The sequence below is a fragment of the Aeoliella fuhlenseeensis genome (assembly GCF_052161615.1).
Lineage (GTDB): Bacteria > Planctomycetota > Planctomycetia > Pirellulales > Lacipirellulaceae > Aeoliella.
On sequence record NZ_CP197417.1, the window covers coordinates 2,483,021 to 2,500,160 of the forward strand.

The 17,140-nt window shown below is 59.1% G+C and carries 15 protein-coding genes; 7 read left to right on the top strand and 8 right to left on the bottom strand.

What is annotated here, in order from left to right:
* Window positions 1-128: 128 nt before the first annotated feature.
* On the bottom strand, window positions 129-542 hold the full coding sequence (locus SH292x_RS09655; RefSeq protein WP_442485397.1) for a VOC family protein: 414 nt from the start codon (window positions 540-542) through the stop codon (window positions 129-131).
* Between the two features lie 139 nt (window positions 543-681).
* Between SH292x_RS09655 and SH292x_RS09660 the strand changes: the two genes are divergently transcribed.
* Entirely contained in the window at window positions 682-1,074 is a 393-nt protein-coding gene (locus tag SH292x_RS09660; protein ID WP_442485398.1) for a hypothetical protein, read from the top strand.
* 44 nt (window positions 1,075-1,118) lie between these two features.
* Here the strand turns inward: SH292x_RS09660 and SH292x_RS09665 are convergent, their stop codons facing one another.
* The 4 genes from SH292x_RS09665 to SH292x_RS09680 form a co-directional block, all read right to left on the bottom strand.
* Window positions 1,119-2,006 carry an SMP-30/gluconolactonase/LRE family protein gene (locus SH292x_RS09665; protein WP_442485399.1) on the bottom strand — a complete coding sequence of 296 codons (888 nt, stop codon included), beginning with the start codon at window positions 2,004-2,006 and terminating at the stop codon, window positions 1,119-1,121.
* Between the two features lie 121 nt (window positions 2,007-2,127).
* On the bottom strand, window positions 2,128-2,592 hold the full coding sequence (locus tag SH292x_RS09670) for a type II toxin-antitoxin system VapC family toxin (RefSeq protein WP_442485400.1): 465 nt from the start codon (window positions 2,590-2,592) through the stop codon (window positions 2,128-2,130).
* Entirely contained in the window at window positions 2,589-2,852 is a 264-nt protein-coding gene (locus tag SH292x_RS09675; protein WP_442485401.1) for a hypothetical protein, read from the bottom strand. The genes SH292x_RS09670 and SH292x_RS09675 overlap by 4 nt, the downstream gene beginning before the upstream one ends.
* A gap of 82 nt (window positions 2,853-2,934) precedes the next feature.
* On the bottom strand, window positions 2,935-4,965 hold the full coding sequence (locus tag SH292x_RS09680; RefSeq protein WP_442485402.1) for a hypothetical protein: 2,031 nt from the start codon (window positions 4,963-4,965) through the stop codon (window positions 2,935-2,937).
* A gap of 620 nt (window positions 4,966-5,585) precedes the next feature.
* On the opposite strand from SH292x_RS09680, the gene SH292x_RS09685 reads away from it, so the two are divergent.
* The 3 genes from SH292x_RS09685 to SH292x_RS09695 all read left to right on the top strand — a co-directional run bounded on the left by SH292x_RS09685 (window position 5,586) and on the right by SH292x_RS09695 (window position 8,444).
* On the top strand, window positions 5,586-6,944 hold the full coding sequence (locus SH292x_RS09685; RefSeq protein WP_442485403.1) for a matrixin family metalloprotease: 1,359 nt from the start codon (window positions 5,586-5,588) through the stop codon (window positions 6,942-6,944).
* A 131-nt stretch (window positions 6,945-7,075) separates the two neighbouring features.
* On the top strand, window positions 7,076-7,783 hold the full coding sequence (gene msrA, locus SH292x_RS09690; protein WP_442485404.1) for a peptide-methionine (S)-S-oxide reductase MsrA: 708 nt from the start codon (window positions 7,076-7,078) through the stop codon (window positions 7,781-7,783).
* Window positions 7,784-7,868: 85 nt separating this feature from the next.
* Entirely contained in the window at window positions 7,869-8,444 is a 576-nt protein-coding gene (locus tag SH292x_RS09695) for an SMI1/KNR4 family protein (RefSeq protein ID WP_442485405.1), read from the top strand.
* Window positions 8,445-8,470: 26 nt separating this feature from the next.
* Here the strand turns inward: SH292x_RS09695 and metH are convergent, their stop codons facing one another.
* Window positions 8,471-12,181, bottom strand: a complete 3,711-nt coding sequence (gene metH, locus SH292x_RS09700; protein ID WP_442485406.1) for a methionine synthase — start codon at window positions 12,179-12,181, stop codon at window positions 8,471-8,473.
* 574 nt (window positions 12,182-12,755) lie between these two features.
* On the opposite strand from metH, the gene SH292x_RS09705 reads away from it, so the two are divergent.
* On the top strand, window positions 12,756-13,913 hold the full coding sequence (locus tag SH292x_RS09705) for a glycoside hydrolase family 172 protein (protein WP_442485407.1): 1,158 nt from the start codon (window positions 12,756-12,758) through the stop codon (window positions 13,911-13,913).
* A 113-nt stretch (window positions 13,914-14,026) separates the two neighbouring features.
* Here SH292x_RS09705 and SH292x_RS09710 read toward each other — a convergent pair whose 3' ends face one another.
* Entirely contained in the window at window positions 14,027-14,422 is a 396-nt protein-coding gene (locus SH292x_RS09710) for a DoxX family protein (protein WP_442485408.1), read from the bottom strand.
* Window positions 14,423-14,635: 213 nt separating this feature from the next.
* Here SH292x_RS09710 and SH292x_RS09715 point away from each other — a divergent pair, with 213 nt between their 5' ends.
* Entirely contained in the window at window positions 14,636-15,853 is a 1,218-nt protein-coding gene (locus SH292x_RS09715) for a lactate racemase domain-containing protein (protein WP_442485409.1), read from the top strand.
* A gap of 420 nt (window positions 15,854-16,273) precedes the next feature.
* Window positions 16,274-16,474 (top strand): cold-shock protein, encoded by a 201-nt coding sequence (locus SH292x_RS09720; protein WP_442485410.1) that lies wholly within the window; start codon window positions 16,274-16,276, stop codon window positions 16,472-16,474.
* Window positions 16,475-16,568: 94 nt separating this feature from the next.
* Here SH292x_RS09720 and SH292x_RS09725 read toward each other — a convergent pair whose 3' ends face one another.
* The gene (locus SH292x_RS09725; protein ID WP_442485411.1) at window positions 16,569-17,108 is read right to left on the bottom strand and encodes a DUF4112 domain-containing protein; all 540 of its coding nucleotides are present in this window, start codon (window positions 17,106-17,108) and stop codon (window positions 16,569-16,571) included.
* Window positions 17,109-17,140 lie beyond the last annotated feature (32 nt).

Here is a 17,140-nt window from a genome sequence, read left to right on the forward strand (position 1 = left end):
GCGAGCAATTTCCAGCGAGCGGGGCCCGTCAGGGCCGTGGTGAATCGGACCCTCGATAGTTTCCTAGGGTAGCTGCTTCGCTGCAACCCTAGGCTGACCTACGGAATCCCTTCCGGATAGAGGAGAACCTACTCCTCCACTGTCACCATCCACCCAATCCCAAACTTATCAGTCAGCATCCCAAAACACGGCGACCAGAACGTGGCACCAATCGGCAGGTCGATCTTCGCGCCGGCCGACAACGCCTCGAAAGCCCGCCGGGCCTCGTGTTCGGTCGCCAAGGCGAGCGACAATCGAAAGCCATCGAACTTGCTCCCTTCGTCGCACCCGTCCGAGCACATCACCCGCGCGCCGCCAATGTTGATCGTCGCGTGCATCACCTTGTCTTCGAAACCCGGTTGCAACTGCCCTTCGGGCACCGGATCGGGCGAATCGCTAAACCGCATCATCATCTCGACCTGGGCGCCGAGTGAGTGTTGATAGAAGGCGATGGCTTCTTCGCACTGGCCGGAGAAGAAGAGGTAAGGTTGGATGGTGGGCATGGCGCTGGGCTCCATGTGGCTGGGACCAAAGGCGGTAGTATATCACACCCAGGGCGTGTGGTATCGTATCGATGAGCTAAGGGTAGAAGGCCGGCTAAAGCTACTCGTGTCCCTGTTCTCCCTGTGAGTCGAACGAGTGATGGAAACAACGAAACAGAAATCGTCATGGGCCCATCCCTATCTGCTGGTGGCGGCTGCACTGTTCGCGTTGATCGGATTCGCGATGTACATTCGCAGCGGCCCGCGCTGGGAGCTCAGCACAACGAACACCCCAGCCGGGATAGAAGTGGAGGTGTATAAGGAAGAGGAACCGGATCCAACCTTCAAGACCTTACTGCCTAACCATCAAACAAACCAAGACCTGCGCCGGGTTAATATGGATACTTTTCCGCCGTCTGTTGGGAAGATAACTCACCGGGACGAAACGGTGAAACCGGGGCAATGGACGCTAGTCCTTGATGGCGTGGAATTGAACATCATGCCAGGGCGAATGATTATCGATAAGACGACGGAAATTGATCCGCTGAAGTAGTTTAACACGTGAAGCGCCGGATCGGCGCTCCGCTTGATCGCGGCCTACGCTCCGAACCGATTCGCCACCTTGCCCTTGGTGTCTGTCTCCAGCACGAACAAATCTCCCGCTTGCGGTTGCTTCTTCAGTTCCTCGTCGTCGAGCTTTTGGCGGGCGGTGGTGATGTAGAGGGTGCTGAGGTCCTGGCCGCCGAACGTGCAGCAGGTGATGTTGGTCACCGGCAGTTCGTAGCGGTGCAGGAGTTTCTGCTCACGCGGATCAACGTGCAGCACGGCGCTCCCCATGTAGAGGCAGACCCACAGATTGTCGTCGATGTCGATGGTCATGCCATCGGGGCGACCCATGTCGTCGGGCACGCGGAACGCCACCTGCTGGTTGGCGATGGTGCCGGCCTGGAGATCGAAGTCGAACTGGAACACGCAGTTCGTGCGCGTGTCGATCCAGTACATGGTGCGATTGTCGCGGGACCAGGCGAGGCCGTTCGACAAGCCTTTTTCGGTAAGCTGCGTACGAACGTTGTACTCGGCGTCGATGCTGTAGAATGTGCTGGAGTCGGGCTTGCGGTCCATGTCCATGGTGCCCCCCCAGAATCGACCCGCCGCGTCACACTTCCCGTCGTTGAATCGCCGACGTGGTTGATCGGGCTCGGGATCGCAGACGGTAGTGAGCTCGCTGGTCGCGGGATCGAACAGTCCGACACCATTCTCCATGCCCAGCAGTAGCCGCGAGTCGGACTGGCAGAGCGCTAGGCACCCCACGCGCTGGCCAATGGCAAAGATCTCGTTCTCGCCCGTCGAGGGATCGAAACGATTCAGCTCTCCAGGCTCGATGTTGACCCACCACAGCACTTGCTCGCGTTCGTCCCAAACGGGACCTTCCCCAAGCGTGGCGTGAGCGGGATAAAGCGGGCGGACAGTGGCGGGGGTGGTCATGGAATTTACGGATCGCAGGGCGATCCGGCGGCGGGTGGGCGGAAGTTCGCCGCATTATACCGCAGGCTACGTGTCATGTCCTGAGGGGCCACCTCGTGAGCGATGTGTCGAAGCCAGTGAATCAGTGACCTTCGGGGAGGGTGAGTAGTTTAGCCTCTCCCGGGTGAATGGTGACTACGTCACTGTAGCGGGAGAAGTCGCCAACGTTGAAAGTTAGTAGGTGCGAAATACCGTGCCGCTGCATCGCGGCGACGAGTCGACAGTCGTGAGCGGCTTTTCCAGAAACCTGGTATTGTTGGACTAACTCCGCCCATCGCTCGAAAATGGCGCGTTCGTCGCGGCGAATGGAGAATAAGCTGAGAGCTTGCTTTACTTCACGCGAAGTTCGATCGATGGAGAGTCCAAGGCCATTCACCTCGGAGGGTCGTGTCGCTACCACCCAGAACTCGTAGATGACTTGTGGCACTAGGCACAGCTCGTGACCGCAATTGCGCAAATGTCGAACAGCGACGTTCGCAACCTCGTGATCGCGATGCTCTGGCTGCACGCCGCGAAGCAATAAGTTCGTGTCGAGGAGAACTGTCATTCACCGCGCCCGGCGTAGATGCTTTCGCGATCATCGTCGGCGACAGTCTGAATGTCCGAATGGCTTGCTACCCAAGCGTCGAATCGAGAGTTCCAGTCATCTAAGGCGAGGGATTCACTCAACTCGCCCCTACCAGATTCCTGGTTGATACGCATTTGGGCGACCGCTTCATTCACCGCCTCGTCGACGCTATGAAACTGGCCCGTGGATACCAGAAACTGAATGAAGTTCTGGTTTTCGCTACTGATATTGGTACTCATGGCGGTTGCTCCTAACTCTGACATCTGTCACCAGTAGTATACGCTACCGGGAAGACTCGTCCTAGAATGTTGCCGCCACACGTTATTGCACCGAGCGAACTTCCCCCAGACGGCCGCTTGGCGTGGGGAGCGTCACCGCGATCGGCACCTGCGTTTGGTCGCTTGCCGTGTTGCCGGCGGGGTCGCGGATTTCGAGGCGGACGTAGAAGCTCGCGGGCAGATGACGTGCGAGACGCCACGAATAGCGGCCCGTGTGGGGCAGGTTCGTGGCGGCCGAGATCCAAGGGCCGGTGGCGCTCGGGCTGTATTGCAGCGTTACCGTCTCGCCGGTCGACAGCGAGTCGCCCGGTTGCCACTGGACATCCAGGCGATCGGCCTCCGCACCGGTCCCCTGCTGGATGCCAGTGAGGCGAGCGACGGGCGGTGTTGTGTCGACGCGGACGAAGATCTCTGGCACGTCGCCGGGCCGCGGGCGGACTGGGTCGATTCCGCCCGCGGTCTCCACGACGATCTTCAGCCCGTAGTCACCCGGCGCTGGTACCGCAGCCAGGATCGGGCTGCGATTGTCGTTATCGACGCTGAGCCGGTTCCAACTTTGGCCGGCGTCGCGTGTTGCCCAAAGCTCGACGCGCGTCACGCCGTACGTGCCGGCAGTGTCGACGTCGTAGCCGATTTCGAACTCTAGGCTATTGAGATGCTGGATAGCACCTGCACTCGGCACGGCGGCTGCTGTGTTGGCTGTACTGCCATCGAGCTGTGGCAAGTTGGGCAGCGGATTTACCGATGGCGACGGCAACTGGGCATTGCCGAACGGCTGTGCCGACGCAGTACGCATCTGCGGGTAGTTGTTCGATGCCTGCGGTAGTTGGAAAGGCGACTGGAACGGCTGACTCGCCACTGTGTCGGGAGTCGAGGGTGCCGGCGCGGTCTGCGTGCTTGCCATGCCGAAGTTGACCGGTGGCGCAGCCATTCGGCGGACATCCGCCGAGCGGGGCGAACCGAGCGGCACCGGCGATGCCCCGTCGCTCGGCCAATTCTCGATGGCGGGCGGTGGTGTGGCGGCCGCGGTGTTGAACGATAAACTAGACGGGGCCGTCGGCGCCGCATCCGCACCCAACCAACCTACCGATGCGGGTGGTGCTGCGTTGCCGAACGGTCCGGTCGACGCTGTCGCAGGCATGCTGGTCGGAAACGGGCTGGTCGATGCGTTCGTTGTTGGAGCCGGTGGCAGTCGATGTGTGTTGGATGCAAGCTGCGTGCTCGCGCCGCCACCGCCAACGCGGGCCTCAGCCCCCGCTTCTCGCCCGTTGCCGGCAAGATCGCGCAAAGTGAGGCGGACCCACACGCTCGGCGTACCGGCTTGAACCTGCCACGACGCTTCGCCCTGAGCAAACCCGACCGCCGGCGCGCGGACCGAGCCACCCGGCACCGCTTGCCATGTGCTCATGTCCGGCGTGCGGTATTCGAGCACCGCGCGGTTGGCGTCTAAGTGCGGATCGCTCGCTTGCCACACGGCACTCGCGGTGCCATCGGCGGTGAGCTGAGCATTGAAGCTGGTTATCGTCGGATTCTGCGTGTCGACGATAACACGCAGTTCGGGTTGCGGCGGACCTTGTGGCCACGCACGACCACGGGTGTCGATCGTCTGTATGCTGAAAACGTACTCGCCATCGCTCGGCGCGTGGTAGTTAAAGAACTGCACCTCGGGCTTCGCGTCGGAAATCTGTTTCCAAGTTGCTCCCTGGTCCTGCGACAGGTACAGCTTGACCGTCGATGCTCCGCTAGCAGTGGTTCCGCTGTCCCACTTGTAGGGGATCATGAACAACTGCTGCGACCAGTAAACCGGTTCGGGTAACGCCGCGGCAGGCCGAGGTGGAGTGGTCGAGGGCAAGGCAAACGGGAATGCCCCCGCGTTGGCTGGTGGAGTCCCGTTGGTTGCCGCCACGGGCGTCGACGGGATGACGGGTGGCCACTGCGTGGTGGGTGCCGTCTGCCCCAGAGGGGGAGTACTGGTCGGGAACGGCGACTGGCCGCGCGCCGCCGAGGTGCCAAGCACCACGGCAAGCGCGGCGAGCAGTCTCCAGCAGTCGGTTAGACGTAATGGTCTTTGCACAGCAAGATCGTTCTGAGCCGAACCACCCGAAAGTGGCCCCCGTTCGGCGCAGGAAGCGTTTTTCACGCCCCCCACTTGCTGCCCAACACGCTGGCAGCCCCCCGCTAAACTTTATCGGTTGAGCGGGTGGTGCGGCTTTGGGGGAATTTTGCCGTGAGGGGCGGGACAAATTCCTTGCTAGCGTTCGGGGGCCCATTTATGCTGGAAAGCTGGTGAATTGGGACCGACGGATTGGTCGCCCCCCTTAGGCCTCTCATCGTTTGTCGCTCGTGAACTGACGCGTTCGTCGCCCCGCCTTTCTCACCGTCACGAGCAAGGACCCTTTGGTACGCCAGCCATCTTCCGGCAAGGCGTTTGCGCCAAAATTCCGGCGAACCCCGTCTATCACGATATCAAACGGCGAGTCGGTTCGGGCAGTCCACGCGCGTAGCAGACGGAAACCCTCGAACAAGAAACCCTGCCGAATGAACGTAGACCTCCAGCCGAACTCATCGAGTTCGGCTCTGAATGTCACTCCGCCGGCCATTCCTCCGCATCGCGAGCTTCGCTCGATTTGCCAAGGCAATGGTTCGGATGGATGCGGCTGCGCGCTCGGTGTCCGGAAAGGTGCGGAGTAGCCAATGCTGAGACATCTTTGGTGCAGTGCCTTTGCCGCGCTCTTGGTGCTGGGTTCTTGTGCAAGTGCGTGCGACTTTTGTGGCCATGACCACTCAGGGGTATCGTTCTGCCCGTGGAGTGCCGCGTGCCCTGACGAGTTCAACACTGCCGACGACACAAGTCCCCCCGACCCCTACTTCTTGCAAAACAACGGCTGGACCTCGACCGCGTCGGGGGGCTCGGCTCTGGGGGCTCCGGCGACCATTACTTGGAGCATCGTCCCCGATGGCACCGTGCTCCCTCGCGGAGTGGGAGAACCGGCCAGCAATAGCAATCTACGGCAGATGCTCGACAACCTCTACAACGGCGGAATGTCGCCGGGCGGCTCGGACCTAACGCAGCGGACCTGGTTTCCGCTCTTCAAGTCGGCGTTCGATCGCTGGAGCGAAGTCGCCGGCATCACGTACATCTACGAGCCCAATGACGATGGACAGTCGGTCCCAAATTTCACGGGTGTACTGGGTGTTCGAGGCGACCATCGAATCGGTGGCCACTTCATTGATGGCGACGTTCGGCCGAGCGTGCTGGCGTACAACTATTATCCCAACACGTCCGACATGGTGATCGACACTTCGGAAGTTACCATCTTCGGCAACCCCGAGAAGAATTACCTGCGTTTCCGGCAGACATTGATGCACGAGATTGGGCATGGACTCGGCATTGCGCACGTCGAGTCGAACGATAGCTTCATCTTGATGGAACCCACGCTCGATGTGACGTTCGAGGGTCCGCAGTTCGACGACATCCTGGCCGCTCATCGCCTGTATGGTGACATTTATGAGAAGGGTGTCGGAAACCAATCCTACTTGACTGCCACGGACCTGGGACCCGTCTCGCTTCAGCAATCAATCCTGATTGGCGAGGACGCTGTCGATCAGCGTGTCGAGATGGCGGACGTCGACTTCGTGAGCATCGACGCCACTGGCGATACCGATTTCTACAAGTTCACGATCACGACGCCGCTGCGAATTGATTTGGAGCTTACACCGCTAGGGCCGACTTACACTCAAGGCCCCCAGGGGGGAACGCAAACATCTTTCAACGCGGCCGCCCTAAGCAACCTGACGCTTGCCCTCTTCGCGACCGATGGAATCAGCATGCTGGCGTTCGCCAACGACACCAGCATCGGGCAGCCCGAGATGCTACTCGACCAGCATCTGTTCGACGCGGGAACCTACTACGTTCGCGTGATGGGCCTCCAGAACGCGGCCCAGATGTATCAGCTGAGCATCACCGCCGTGCCGGAGCCCTCGGCCCTAGTGATTTTGTTCCTGGGCGTGGTGGGGCTGGTTGGCGGCGCATCGCGACGGCGAATTCGCTAAGTTTCCCGAGCAATTCCCCACCGCTGGTGCAGCGAAATCGCCGCTCGGCCATTTTCTGGGGCTCCCATTTCGCGCGAAGTGCGTAGAATAGGGGAGCAATTTGCCGACATCCGAAACCAGGAGACTTTCGCATGGCGATTCACCGGAATCCACCCCTCCAGCTCGCATGCCTCGCGCTATCAGCCTTCGTGGCGTTTGCAGGCAGCAGCACGGCCACGGCGCAACTGATGCCCGCCGACAAAACCGTTACGCACACACAGCCGCCTAAGGAAACGTTGAGGAAGAAAATGGAACAAGCAACTTTTGGCGGCGGCTGTTTTTGGTGCACCGAGGCGGTGTTCCTGGAACTCGAAGGGGTCGAGAAGGTCGTTAGTGGCTACAGCGGCGGTCACGTCGAAAATCCCACCTACCAGCAGGTCTGCACCGCGACCACCGGCCACGCCGAGGTGATTCAGATTGAATACGACCCCGAAAAGGTGAGCTTCGAGGAGTTACTCGAAGTTCACTTCAAAACGCATGATCCTACCTCGCTCAACCAGCAGGGGGCCGATGTCGGACCGCAGTACCGAAGCGCCGTGTTCTATCATACGCCCGAGCAAAAAGAGACGACCGAGCGGATCATCAAGGCTTTGAACGAAGAGAAGGCCTACCGCCGCCCGATTGTCACCGAGGTGACGGAGTTTACGAAGTTTTGGCCCGCTGAAGACTACCACCAAAACTACTACGCCCAAAACGGTAACGCCAACCCCTACTGCCGGGCGGTGGTAAAGCCGAAGGTCGACAAGTTCCGCAAGGTGTTTAAGGACAAGTTGAAGAAGCCGGAAGAAGCGGCGAAGTAGTGACGTCTCCTGGCGAGGATACGCGTATGACGCCAAAGGGCAACCCGACCATTTGTGGGAACCCCGACCATTTGTGAGAACACTGATGAGTAGGCTCGCCGATGCATGGAATGCGTTGGAACAAGAGGTACTTAAGAGAATTTCCGAGGCCAAGGCTGCTTCGACACCTCCTGCGCCGCGAGCAGATATTACGCTGGCGGAAGGCATTTACGGGCGATCCTACCCAATTGAGCTGAAAGAGCTTTATCACATCCACAACGGGTACAATGTCTCAGGTTACCTCCCAAGCAGGTTTAGTGCTTCAAGAGCTTGCGAGTTTGGCGTGATGCCTGCGAAAGAGGCAGCCGAAATCTGGCAGCTCTACATGGAACAAAGCCCCTCCGCGAGAGCGATATTCTGGTTGCCTTCCGTGGTCCGCACCATCCTAAGCGAGTTCTTTTACCCAGCTTCAGAGCAACTATGGAATCCGAAGTGGATTCCATTTGCTGAGAACGGAGCCGGCGATGTTCTTTTCGTCGATACCTCTCGACGGAACCGCGTAGGCGAATACAGCCACGAGACACGGGAAACTCGATTCGTAGCTCGATCCTTAAGCAAGTACTTTCTAGATACGGCTGAGAAAATGGCCAAAGGTAAGATTCAACCTTTCAACGTATCGTAAGCACTGCTTTCTCTCGTTATTTCAGTCTAGGCCTCGTAGCCCAAATTCGGCGATAGCCATCGCTCGACTTCGGCGACGCTCATTCCTTTACGTCGCGCGTAGTCCTCGACCTGTTCCTTCGTAATGCGATCCACCGAGAAGTATCGCGCCTCGGGGTGGGCGAAGTACAGACCGCTGACGCTCGCTGCCGGGTGCATAGCGTAGTGCTCGGTGAGCGTAATGCCCGTCGCGGCTTCCGCGTCCAGCAGCTTGAACAGCGTTGGCTTCTCGGTGTGGTCGGGCTGCGCGGGGTAACCGGCGGCCGGTCGGATGCCACGGTACTTCTCTTCGATCATGTCTTCTTTGGACAGGGACTCGGCCTTGCCGTAGCCCCACTCGCGCCGCACGCGGGCGTGTAGCGCCTCGGCGAAAGCTTCGGCCAAGCGGTCGGCAACGGCCTTGATCATGATCGAGTTGTAGTCGTCGTGATCGGCATTGAACGCAGCGGCTAGCTCGTCGCAGCCAAGACCTGCGGTCACCGCGAAACCACCGATGTAGTCCACGCGGCCCGAGTCGATCGGTGCGATGAAGTCGGCGAGCGAGTAGTAGGTCGTTGTGCCCTTACGCTCCCACTGCTGTCGCAGGCCGTGGAAGCGAACCACATCGCCAGTTTCGAGCTGGCTGGTGTCGATCAAGATATCGTTGCCGTCGCTATTCGCGGGCCAAAATCCGTACACACCTTTGGCCACGAGCAGCTTCTCGGCGATCACGCGATCGAGTAGCTCGTTCGCGTCGTCGTACAAGCTCTTAGCATGCGCGCCTAGGTTCGGATCGTTGAAGATTCGCGGGTACTTTCCCTTTAACTCCCAGGTCATGAAGAACGGTGACCAATCGATGTACTCCCGAAGCTCGGTAAGCGGGAAATCGTCGAGCACTCGCGTCCCGATGAACTCGGGTGTCGGGATGTCGACGGTGGCCCAGTCGCAGGTGAACCGCTTCGCCTTCGCATCGGCGTACGGCGTAAGCGTGACCGATTGGCGCTTGTTGTAGCTTTCCTTCAGTTCGGCTTGCAGCTTGAGATTCTCTTCTGCCAGCTTGGGCCGCTGCTCGGGATTCATGATTTTCTCAACCACCGGCACGCTTCGCGAGGCGTCGACCACGTGAAACACGGGGTGCGAATAGTGCGGCGCGATCTTCACGGCCGTGTGCTTGGCGCTAGTCGTTGCACCGCCAATCAACAGTGGCAGATCGAAGTCGAGCCGCTCCATTTCCTTGGCGACGTGGGCCATCTCGTCGAGGCTCGGAGTAATGAGCCCCGAGAGGCCGATCATGTCGACGTTCTCTTCTTTGGCCCTTTCGAGGATGCTCTCGCACGAGCACATCACGCCCATGTCGATTACTTCGAAGTTATTGCAGCCGAGCACCACGCCGACAATGTTCTTACCAATGTCGTGCACGTCCCCCTTCACAGTGGCCATCAACACCCTGCCGCGGCTGGTACCCGTGTCGCCGGCTGCCTCTTTCTCGGCTTCCATGTAGGGCATCAGGTAAGCGACCGACTTCTTCATCACGCGGGCCGACTTCACCACCTGAGGTAGGAACATCTTCCCGGCGCCGAACAAGTCGCCGACCACGCTCATGCCATCCATCAGCGGGCCTTCGATGATCGATAGGCACTTTTCGTATTTTTGCCGCGCTTCCTCGGTGTCTTCGTCAATGTACTTGACGATGCCCTTCACCAGCGCGTGCTTCAGCCGCTCTTCGACGGAACCCTTCCGCCATTCTTCCTCATCGACGGCAACGCCTTCAACGCCGCGATTCTTGATCGACTCGGCGAAGTCGACCAGTCGCTCGGTGGCGTCGGGACGGCGATTGAGAATCACGTCCTCGACCAATTCCTTCAGCTCGGGTTCGATCTCGTCGTAGATCACAAGCTGCCCGGCGTTGACGATGCCCATGTCCATGCCGGCGGCCACAGCGTGGTACAAGAACACGCTGTGGATCGCTTCGCGCACCGGGTCGTTGCCGCGGAACGAGAACGACACGTTCGACACGCCACCCGACACGTGGACACCCGGGCATTCCTGCTTGATGCGGCGTGTCGCGTTGATGAAATCAACCGCGTAGTTGTTGTGCTCCTCGATACCGGTCGCCACGGTAAGGATGTTGGGGTCGAAGATAATGTCTTCGGCGGGGAAGTCGAGCTTCGAGCGAAGAAGATCATAAGCCCGCTTGCAGATGCGAACCTTCTCGTCTTCGGTCGCCGCTTGGCCTACCTCGTCAAACGCCATGACCACCACTGCAGCACCGTAACGCCGGCAGAGGCCTGCGCGTTCGAGGAACTTTTCCTCGCCGTCTTTCAAGCTAATCGAGTTGACAATCGACTTGCCTTGCACCGATTGCAGGCCTGCTTCGATCACTTCCCACTTGCTGCTGTCCACCATCACCGGGACAGCGGCCACTTCGCCTTCGCCGGCCAGGAGACGTAGGTAGCGAACGATTTCGGCTTCGCTGTCCAGAAGGCCTTCGTCCATGTTGACGTCGATCACGTTCGCGCCATTTTGCACCTGCTCGGTAGCGACTTCGACGGCGTCTTCGTACTTCGCATCTTTGATAAGCCGCGCAAACTTCCGACTGCCGGTCACGTTGCTCCGCTCGCCGATCATCAAGAAGTTGCTGTCGGGGCGCAGCTCAAGCGGTTGCGTGCCGCTGAGGCGGAGTCGCGGCGCAACGGTCGATCGTTTGTGGGGCTTCATGCCTTTCATCCGGTCGACGATGGCCGCGATGTGAGCGGGTGACGTGCCACAGCATCCACCCACAATGTTTACCCAGCCTTGCTCGCCAAACTCGCCGACGACCTTCGCCATGTCAGCGGGACCTAGGTCGAACTGTCCCATTTCGTTGGGGAGTCCCGCGTTGGCGTGGCAACTTACATAGGCCGTGGAAACCTGCTGAAGCACTTCTATGTGCGGCCGCATGATGTCGGGCCCGAGTGCGCAGTTCATGCCGACCGAAAGCATCGGGAAGTGCTCGATCGAATTCCAGAAGGCTTCGATAGACTGCCCCGACACGAAGGTGCCGCCACCCTTGTCGAATGTCCCCGAAACCATTACCGGCACGCGATTGCCACTATCGAGGAAGTATTTATCGATAGCGAACAGGCAGGCCTTGAGATTGAGCGTATCGATCACTGTCTCGGGCATCAGAATGTCGATGCCGGCTTCGACCATGGCCTGAACCTGGACGTAGTACGAGTCGACCATCTGCATGAACGTCACATCGCGATGGCCTGGATCTTCGACGCTGGTCGAAATGGCCATCTGCTTGGACGTGGGGCCAATCGAACCGGCAACGAACCGGGGTTTGTCGGGCGTCTTTTCGGTGAACTCGGCACAAGCTTGTTTGGCGAGATGGACGGCGGCCGCATTGAGCTCGCGGGCCAGTTCCTCGGGATTGTTAAACTCGAAGTCGCCCATGCCGACGGGACTAGCCCCGAACGTGTTGGTTTCGACGATGTCCGCACCAGCGGCCAAGTAGTTGCGGTGGATCGTGAGCTGCGCCTCGGGCTGGGTGAGGCAGATCATGTCCGCGAAATTCTTCAGGTCCTTGTGGTGGTCGGCAAACCGCTCGCCCCGCACCTCGGCTTCGCCAATACCAAGGGCCTGCACCTGGGTACCCGTCGCTCCGTCGAGGAACAAGATTCGACGCTCGAGCAAGTCCTTCAGTTCGTCCGTACGATCCACAACCGAGTTGGTCATCAAGTTCTCTAGCAGTGAAAGTCCTGTGCCCGACCGCCGCACGGCCCGGGAAATTAAACCCTCTATGATACCAGGAAACCTGCCGCTTCCTAACCCTCTAAGACACGGCTCGGCGGCCCCAAGTTCGGGCAGGCCAAGGCGTTCTGTCGCCAAGAACAGCGTCCGCAAGCTGGGCGTAGCGTGGACTGCTCCGATCTACTGAACGAGGGTCGAAATGTCGGAGTTCGAGGCCCACACCTCGCCGGTCCTACCTGGGCAAGTCCGATCGTGGGGAGAAGTCGTGTGCCTCGATCCCCTTGCGTGGCGTTTATCCGGCGAGGCCAACGCACTCCCGACCGGGATACCCAAGCCTCCCGGTTGGAAGTGTGAGCGGGGCATGCCAACAACGCCTTTCTGGCTAATGGTACCTATATTGTTCCAGTGTAATATTGGCAAAACTTCTAATTGAGTGGTATTTTGTGCTTGATTTGGTTAAGGTTTAGTTGGTGAAAACCAGACGCTGTCAGGCGAATCATTACTCGCGACGAACTACCCGCTACCAATAAAGCGTCACTTTCTCTAACAGGCACCACTCATGCACTATCGACTCTGGCTATTCTCAATCACGGCGACCCTCACCATCTCCGCAGCCAGTGCCCAACCGCCGCTTGGAAGTGACCTATTTCAGGTCGATAACCAAGTCCTTTCCCGTTCCATTTCGTCCGAGAACCTAACAGGGGAACCTGGCGAGGGGGGTAAGGCGGCGAGCGAACTCGGTGTCGGAAGGAAGGGATCTCCGCGATTCAGCTTGGCTCCCGGACAAACCAACGAGCTCTGCGACATCGAGGGCTCAGGCACCATCCGACATATTTGGATGACCGGAACTTGGTCTCGCAATCGGAATGCTCCGATGTTGCGAAACCTCGTCCTGCGAGTCTACTGGGATGGGCAGGAGCATCCGAGCATCGAGTGTCCCCTCGGCGATTTCATGGGAAGCGCGCATTCCAGGTCGGTATCCTATCAATCCGCCGTCCACTCGATTGGCGAAAAGGAAGCCTTCAACTTCTGGCTTCCGATGCCTTTCCGAAGTCGTGCTCGATTTACGCTGACTAACGAAGGCGATCTGCCATGCGAGGTCTACTACACGATCAATTACACATTGAACGAGAAGCATGAAGAGAACGTCGGCCGGCTGCACACCAACTTCCGCCGCGCCAACCCGACGACTATCAAGGAAGACTTCGAACTGGTTCCAAAGCGGACGGGAATGGGGCGTTACTTAGGTACCGTGATGGGAATTCGAACCCTACATCCAGGCTGGTGGGGCGAGGGAGAGGTCAAGGTCTACATGGACGGCGACACCGATTTTCCGACCCTCTGTGGAACCGGAGCCGAGGATTACGTCGGCCTGTCGTACGGTATCCAGAATACGATGCACCTGTATCACGGATGCAGCTTGCTGGAGAAATCGAAGCAGAAGTTCGACCAGCTAGATATCCCCAATAAAAAGGACGTGAAGGTTCCTATGTCCTACATTTCCATGTATCGGTGGCACCTGCCCGACCCCATTTACTGGAAGAAGGAGTGCCGCATCACGATTCAGCAGATTGGCTGCTGCTACTACGAGCGGCAAGACGACTGGTCAGCGGCTTCGTTCTGGTACGAGCCCGTCCCGAGTGCCCCGCTTGGCCCGTTTCCTTCCGCCAAAGATCGGGGCGCGGACCTTGAGTTCCTATTGAATCCAAAGAAGTAAGTGAAATGTCGCCGTAAGACCGACGTCGCTGTCCCTCGGAGGGTGCCGATGGACCTCACCTACTCGACGCGAACGATCGGAGCTCGGGCCGGTTGTCTCGCCCCAAGTGGTTGCTACCTTTTTGTCCCACCAAACGCCATTTGAAACACCCTATTGTCTCGTAGCCCCAATGCCACCCAGACCAAGACGCCAATGATGATGGGAAAGAAGAAATAGTCTTCGACACGGGCATGCGCCCAAACCGCGCCTCCCAAGTAGGCTGACAATAAGATGGCGGAGATAAAGGCCGTTTGAGGGACGAGGAAGAGCACGGCGATCGCGATCTCGACGATCCCTACGTAGAATGCCACTTTGTCGGTGATCCCGAGCTTGCCGAACATATCGCCTTTGCCCTCGAACTCGATAAACTTACCTGGCGCGCTGCCCCCGGCTAAAAACAGCACCAATAGCACGCTTAGGATCCAGCCGGCGATCTTCGCCTTGGACTTAGGTTGACTAGCATCGCTCATCGGTTGGGCACACTTGTGGGTGAAGGGGGGCGAAACTGGCGGCAGTATAGCACCCGTGGGGCTCCGCGCACGACGGGCATTTTGCTGCGCAAATTGGGTGGTTTTTCGGCGTTGAAAGTAGCGCCCCAACTGATCTAATGGAATCGTGGCCAACGATTCGCCAGATGAGCCGCCTCTTTTTTCTGCCTAAGACCCTCCCTATCGCGCCCTCGCATGAAGTTCCATCACGTTCGCCAAGAGCTCGTCAGCAATCCGATTGTCAACATCCACCAAGCGGTGTTCGAGGCCCTCGATCGCGTCGACCGCCCGGTGCCGCAAGGGCCGGTGGCTATCACGGCGGGGAGCCGAGGTATCGCAAACATCGCGGCGATCACTCGAGCCGCGGGCGACTGGCTCAAGAGCCGCGGCGCCGAGCCCTTCATCGTCCCCTGCATGGGGTCCCACAACGGCGCGACCGGACCAGGGCAGCGGGCGATGGTCGAGTCGCTGGGCATCACCGAAGCGGCGATGGAGATGCCGATCAAATCGTCGATGGACGTGGTCGAGATAGGCGAAACCTTTACTGGTCCCATCACCGTCGACCGCAATTGCTTCGAGGCCGATGGCGTGCTGGTGCTCAATCGCATCAAACTCCACACCTGCTTCGTCGGCCCGATCCAAAGCGGGCTGATGAAGATGATGACCATCGGCATGGGCAAGATCAACGGCGCGCGGACGTTCCACAAAATCCCAACCGATCAAAAGCCCGACGCCATCATCGCGCTCGGCGAAGCGATCATTGCCACGGGGAAAATCTTCGCCGGGCTGGCGATCCTCGAAGATGGCTACGACCAAACAGCCGAACTGCACGCCCTCGCCCCCGACGACTTCTTCCGCGAAGAGCCTAAGCTGCTCGATCGGCTGGTGAGCCACTATTTCCCCAAGCTGCCGGTGGAGGATCTTGATGTGCTGATCGTCGACGAGATCGGCAAGACTTATAGCGGACTTGGCATGGACCCGAATGTCATCGGCCGCCGTGGGCTCGAAGGAGTGCCAGACTTCCCCAGTCCGCGCATTGGTAGCATCGCGGCGCTGGAGCTCACCGCCGCTTCGCAGGGCAACGCCCTTGGCTTTGGACTTGGCGACTGTATCACCCAGCGGCTCTACGATTCCATCGACTTTGAGAAGACACGCATCAACGCCGAAACTACAGGCGACCTCGATCGCATCCGCATGTGCCACGTGGCGAAAGACGACCAGGAAGCCTTCGCGTGGTGCGCCAATCGCAGTGGTACCGAACGATGGTTGATCATTCCAAACACGTTGCACCTCGACTCGATGTACGCGAGTCCGGCGCTCGTTGAGGAGCTCGAAGCGAACCCCAAGTGCACCGTGGATGCTAAGACAGTAGAGCCGAAGTTTGTGGACGCGACGCTGGAGATGGAATTCTGATTCGCTCGCTGGTTCTCAATCAGGTCCGAGGTAGATGTAAGGTCTGATTAACAGTAGCTCCCTTCCCCAAAAACATCGAAAAACACCCAAAACGGCCCCCCTTGACCGGGTTTTGGCGGGTGGGCGTTTAAGGATTGACTCGCGCCCGTACCGGGGTTACCATGCACGCCAGACTGCAAATCGGTAGGGGTGATGCCGAAGCGATGTCAGCGGTGGATTTCCGCCAGATGCCAACTCTTCTAACAGCCCAAGCTCAGATTCAGGGGCCTCTCTTCACGAGCGGTGTACGTTAACTGTTGCCATGCTTCCGTGTTCCGCGGTTGCCTGTCGATTGCGATCTGCCTGTTGCTCAACCCACGCATGAGGCACGGCGTGTGGGTGGCGTATTCAATTGTAGTTACGTGCCAGGAGTGATTTGAAGTGTCGCAAGGTACGATTAAGAAGCTGACGGACAAGGGTTTTGGTTTCATCGAGGGGGAGCGAGGAGACATCTTCTTCCACAGCTCGGCAGTTCAAGGGGAAACCAACTTCGACAACCTCCGCGAAGGTCAGCAAGTGGAGTACACCGAAGGCCAGGGCCCCAAGGGTCCCCGCGCTGAGAACGTCAAGGTCGTCTCCTAAGACGCCCTCACCACGCACAAGCAAACGACAAAACCGCCCAGCGAGCATCCGCCGCTGGGCGGTTTTTTAGTTGGTCGTCCGAAGACTAGCAAACTTAAGGCATGAGCAGCGGACAGGGCTGCAGCGTGTGCAAGTGCGATTGCTGCTGGGGACGACGAGTCTTTCGGCCGCCGAGCTTTTCCAGCCGGCGTTTGGCTTCTTCAGGGGACATTTTCCCTTGGCGTTCGAGCTCACGAATTAGCACTCGCATATTGCGCCGATTGGCACGCCATCCAACGTCGACGAGATCACCGACCAGTGGAATTGTCCCAACGACGAAGTCGATGGCTACGTTGCCTAGCATCCAGGCTAGGGTTCGTTTTCGAGCCCCGAGCTGCTTCGCCTGCCAGAGGAAGTAGGCGGAGACAAGCGTCGTGGTCGCATCGCCCACCACCGGTATGAGTCCGATGACCGCGTCCCATCCCAGTCGCACAGACGTCCCCGGCAGGCGAAACGCATCGTCAAACAAGTGACTGATGGCCTCGAGCTGACGGAGCAATCGCTCCTGAGAAACCGGCGGGGCGCTCGCCATCGGCATCGGAGCCTTTTGGACTGGCCATCGCGGTTCTTGCAGATTGGACGTGGGACTGATCATGGAATTTTTGGCGAAGGAAGTTGTGGAAGCGA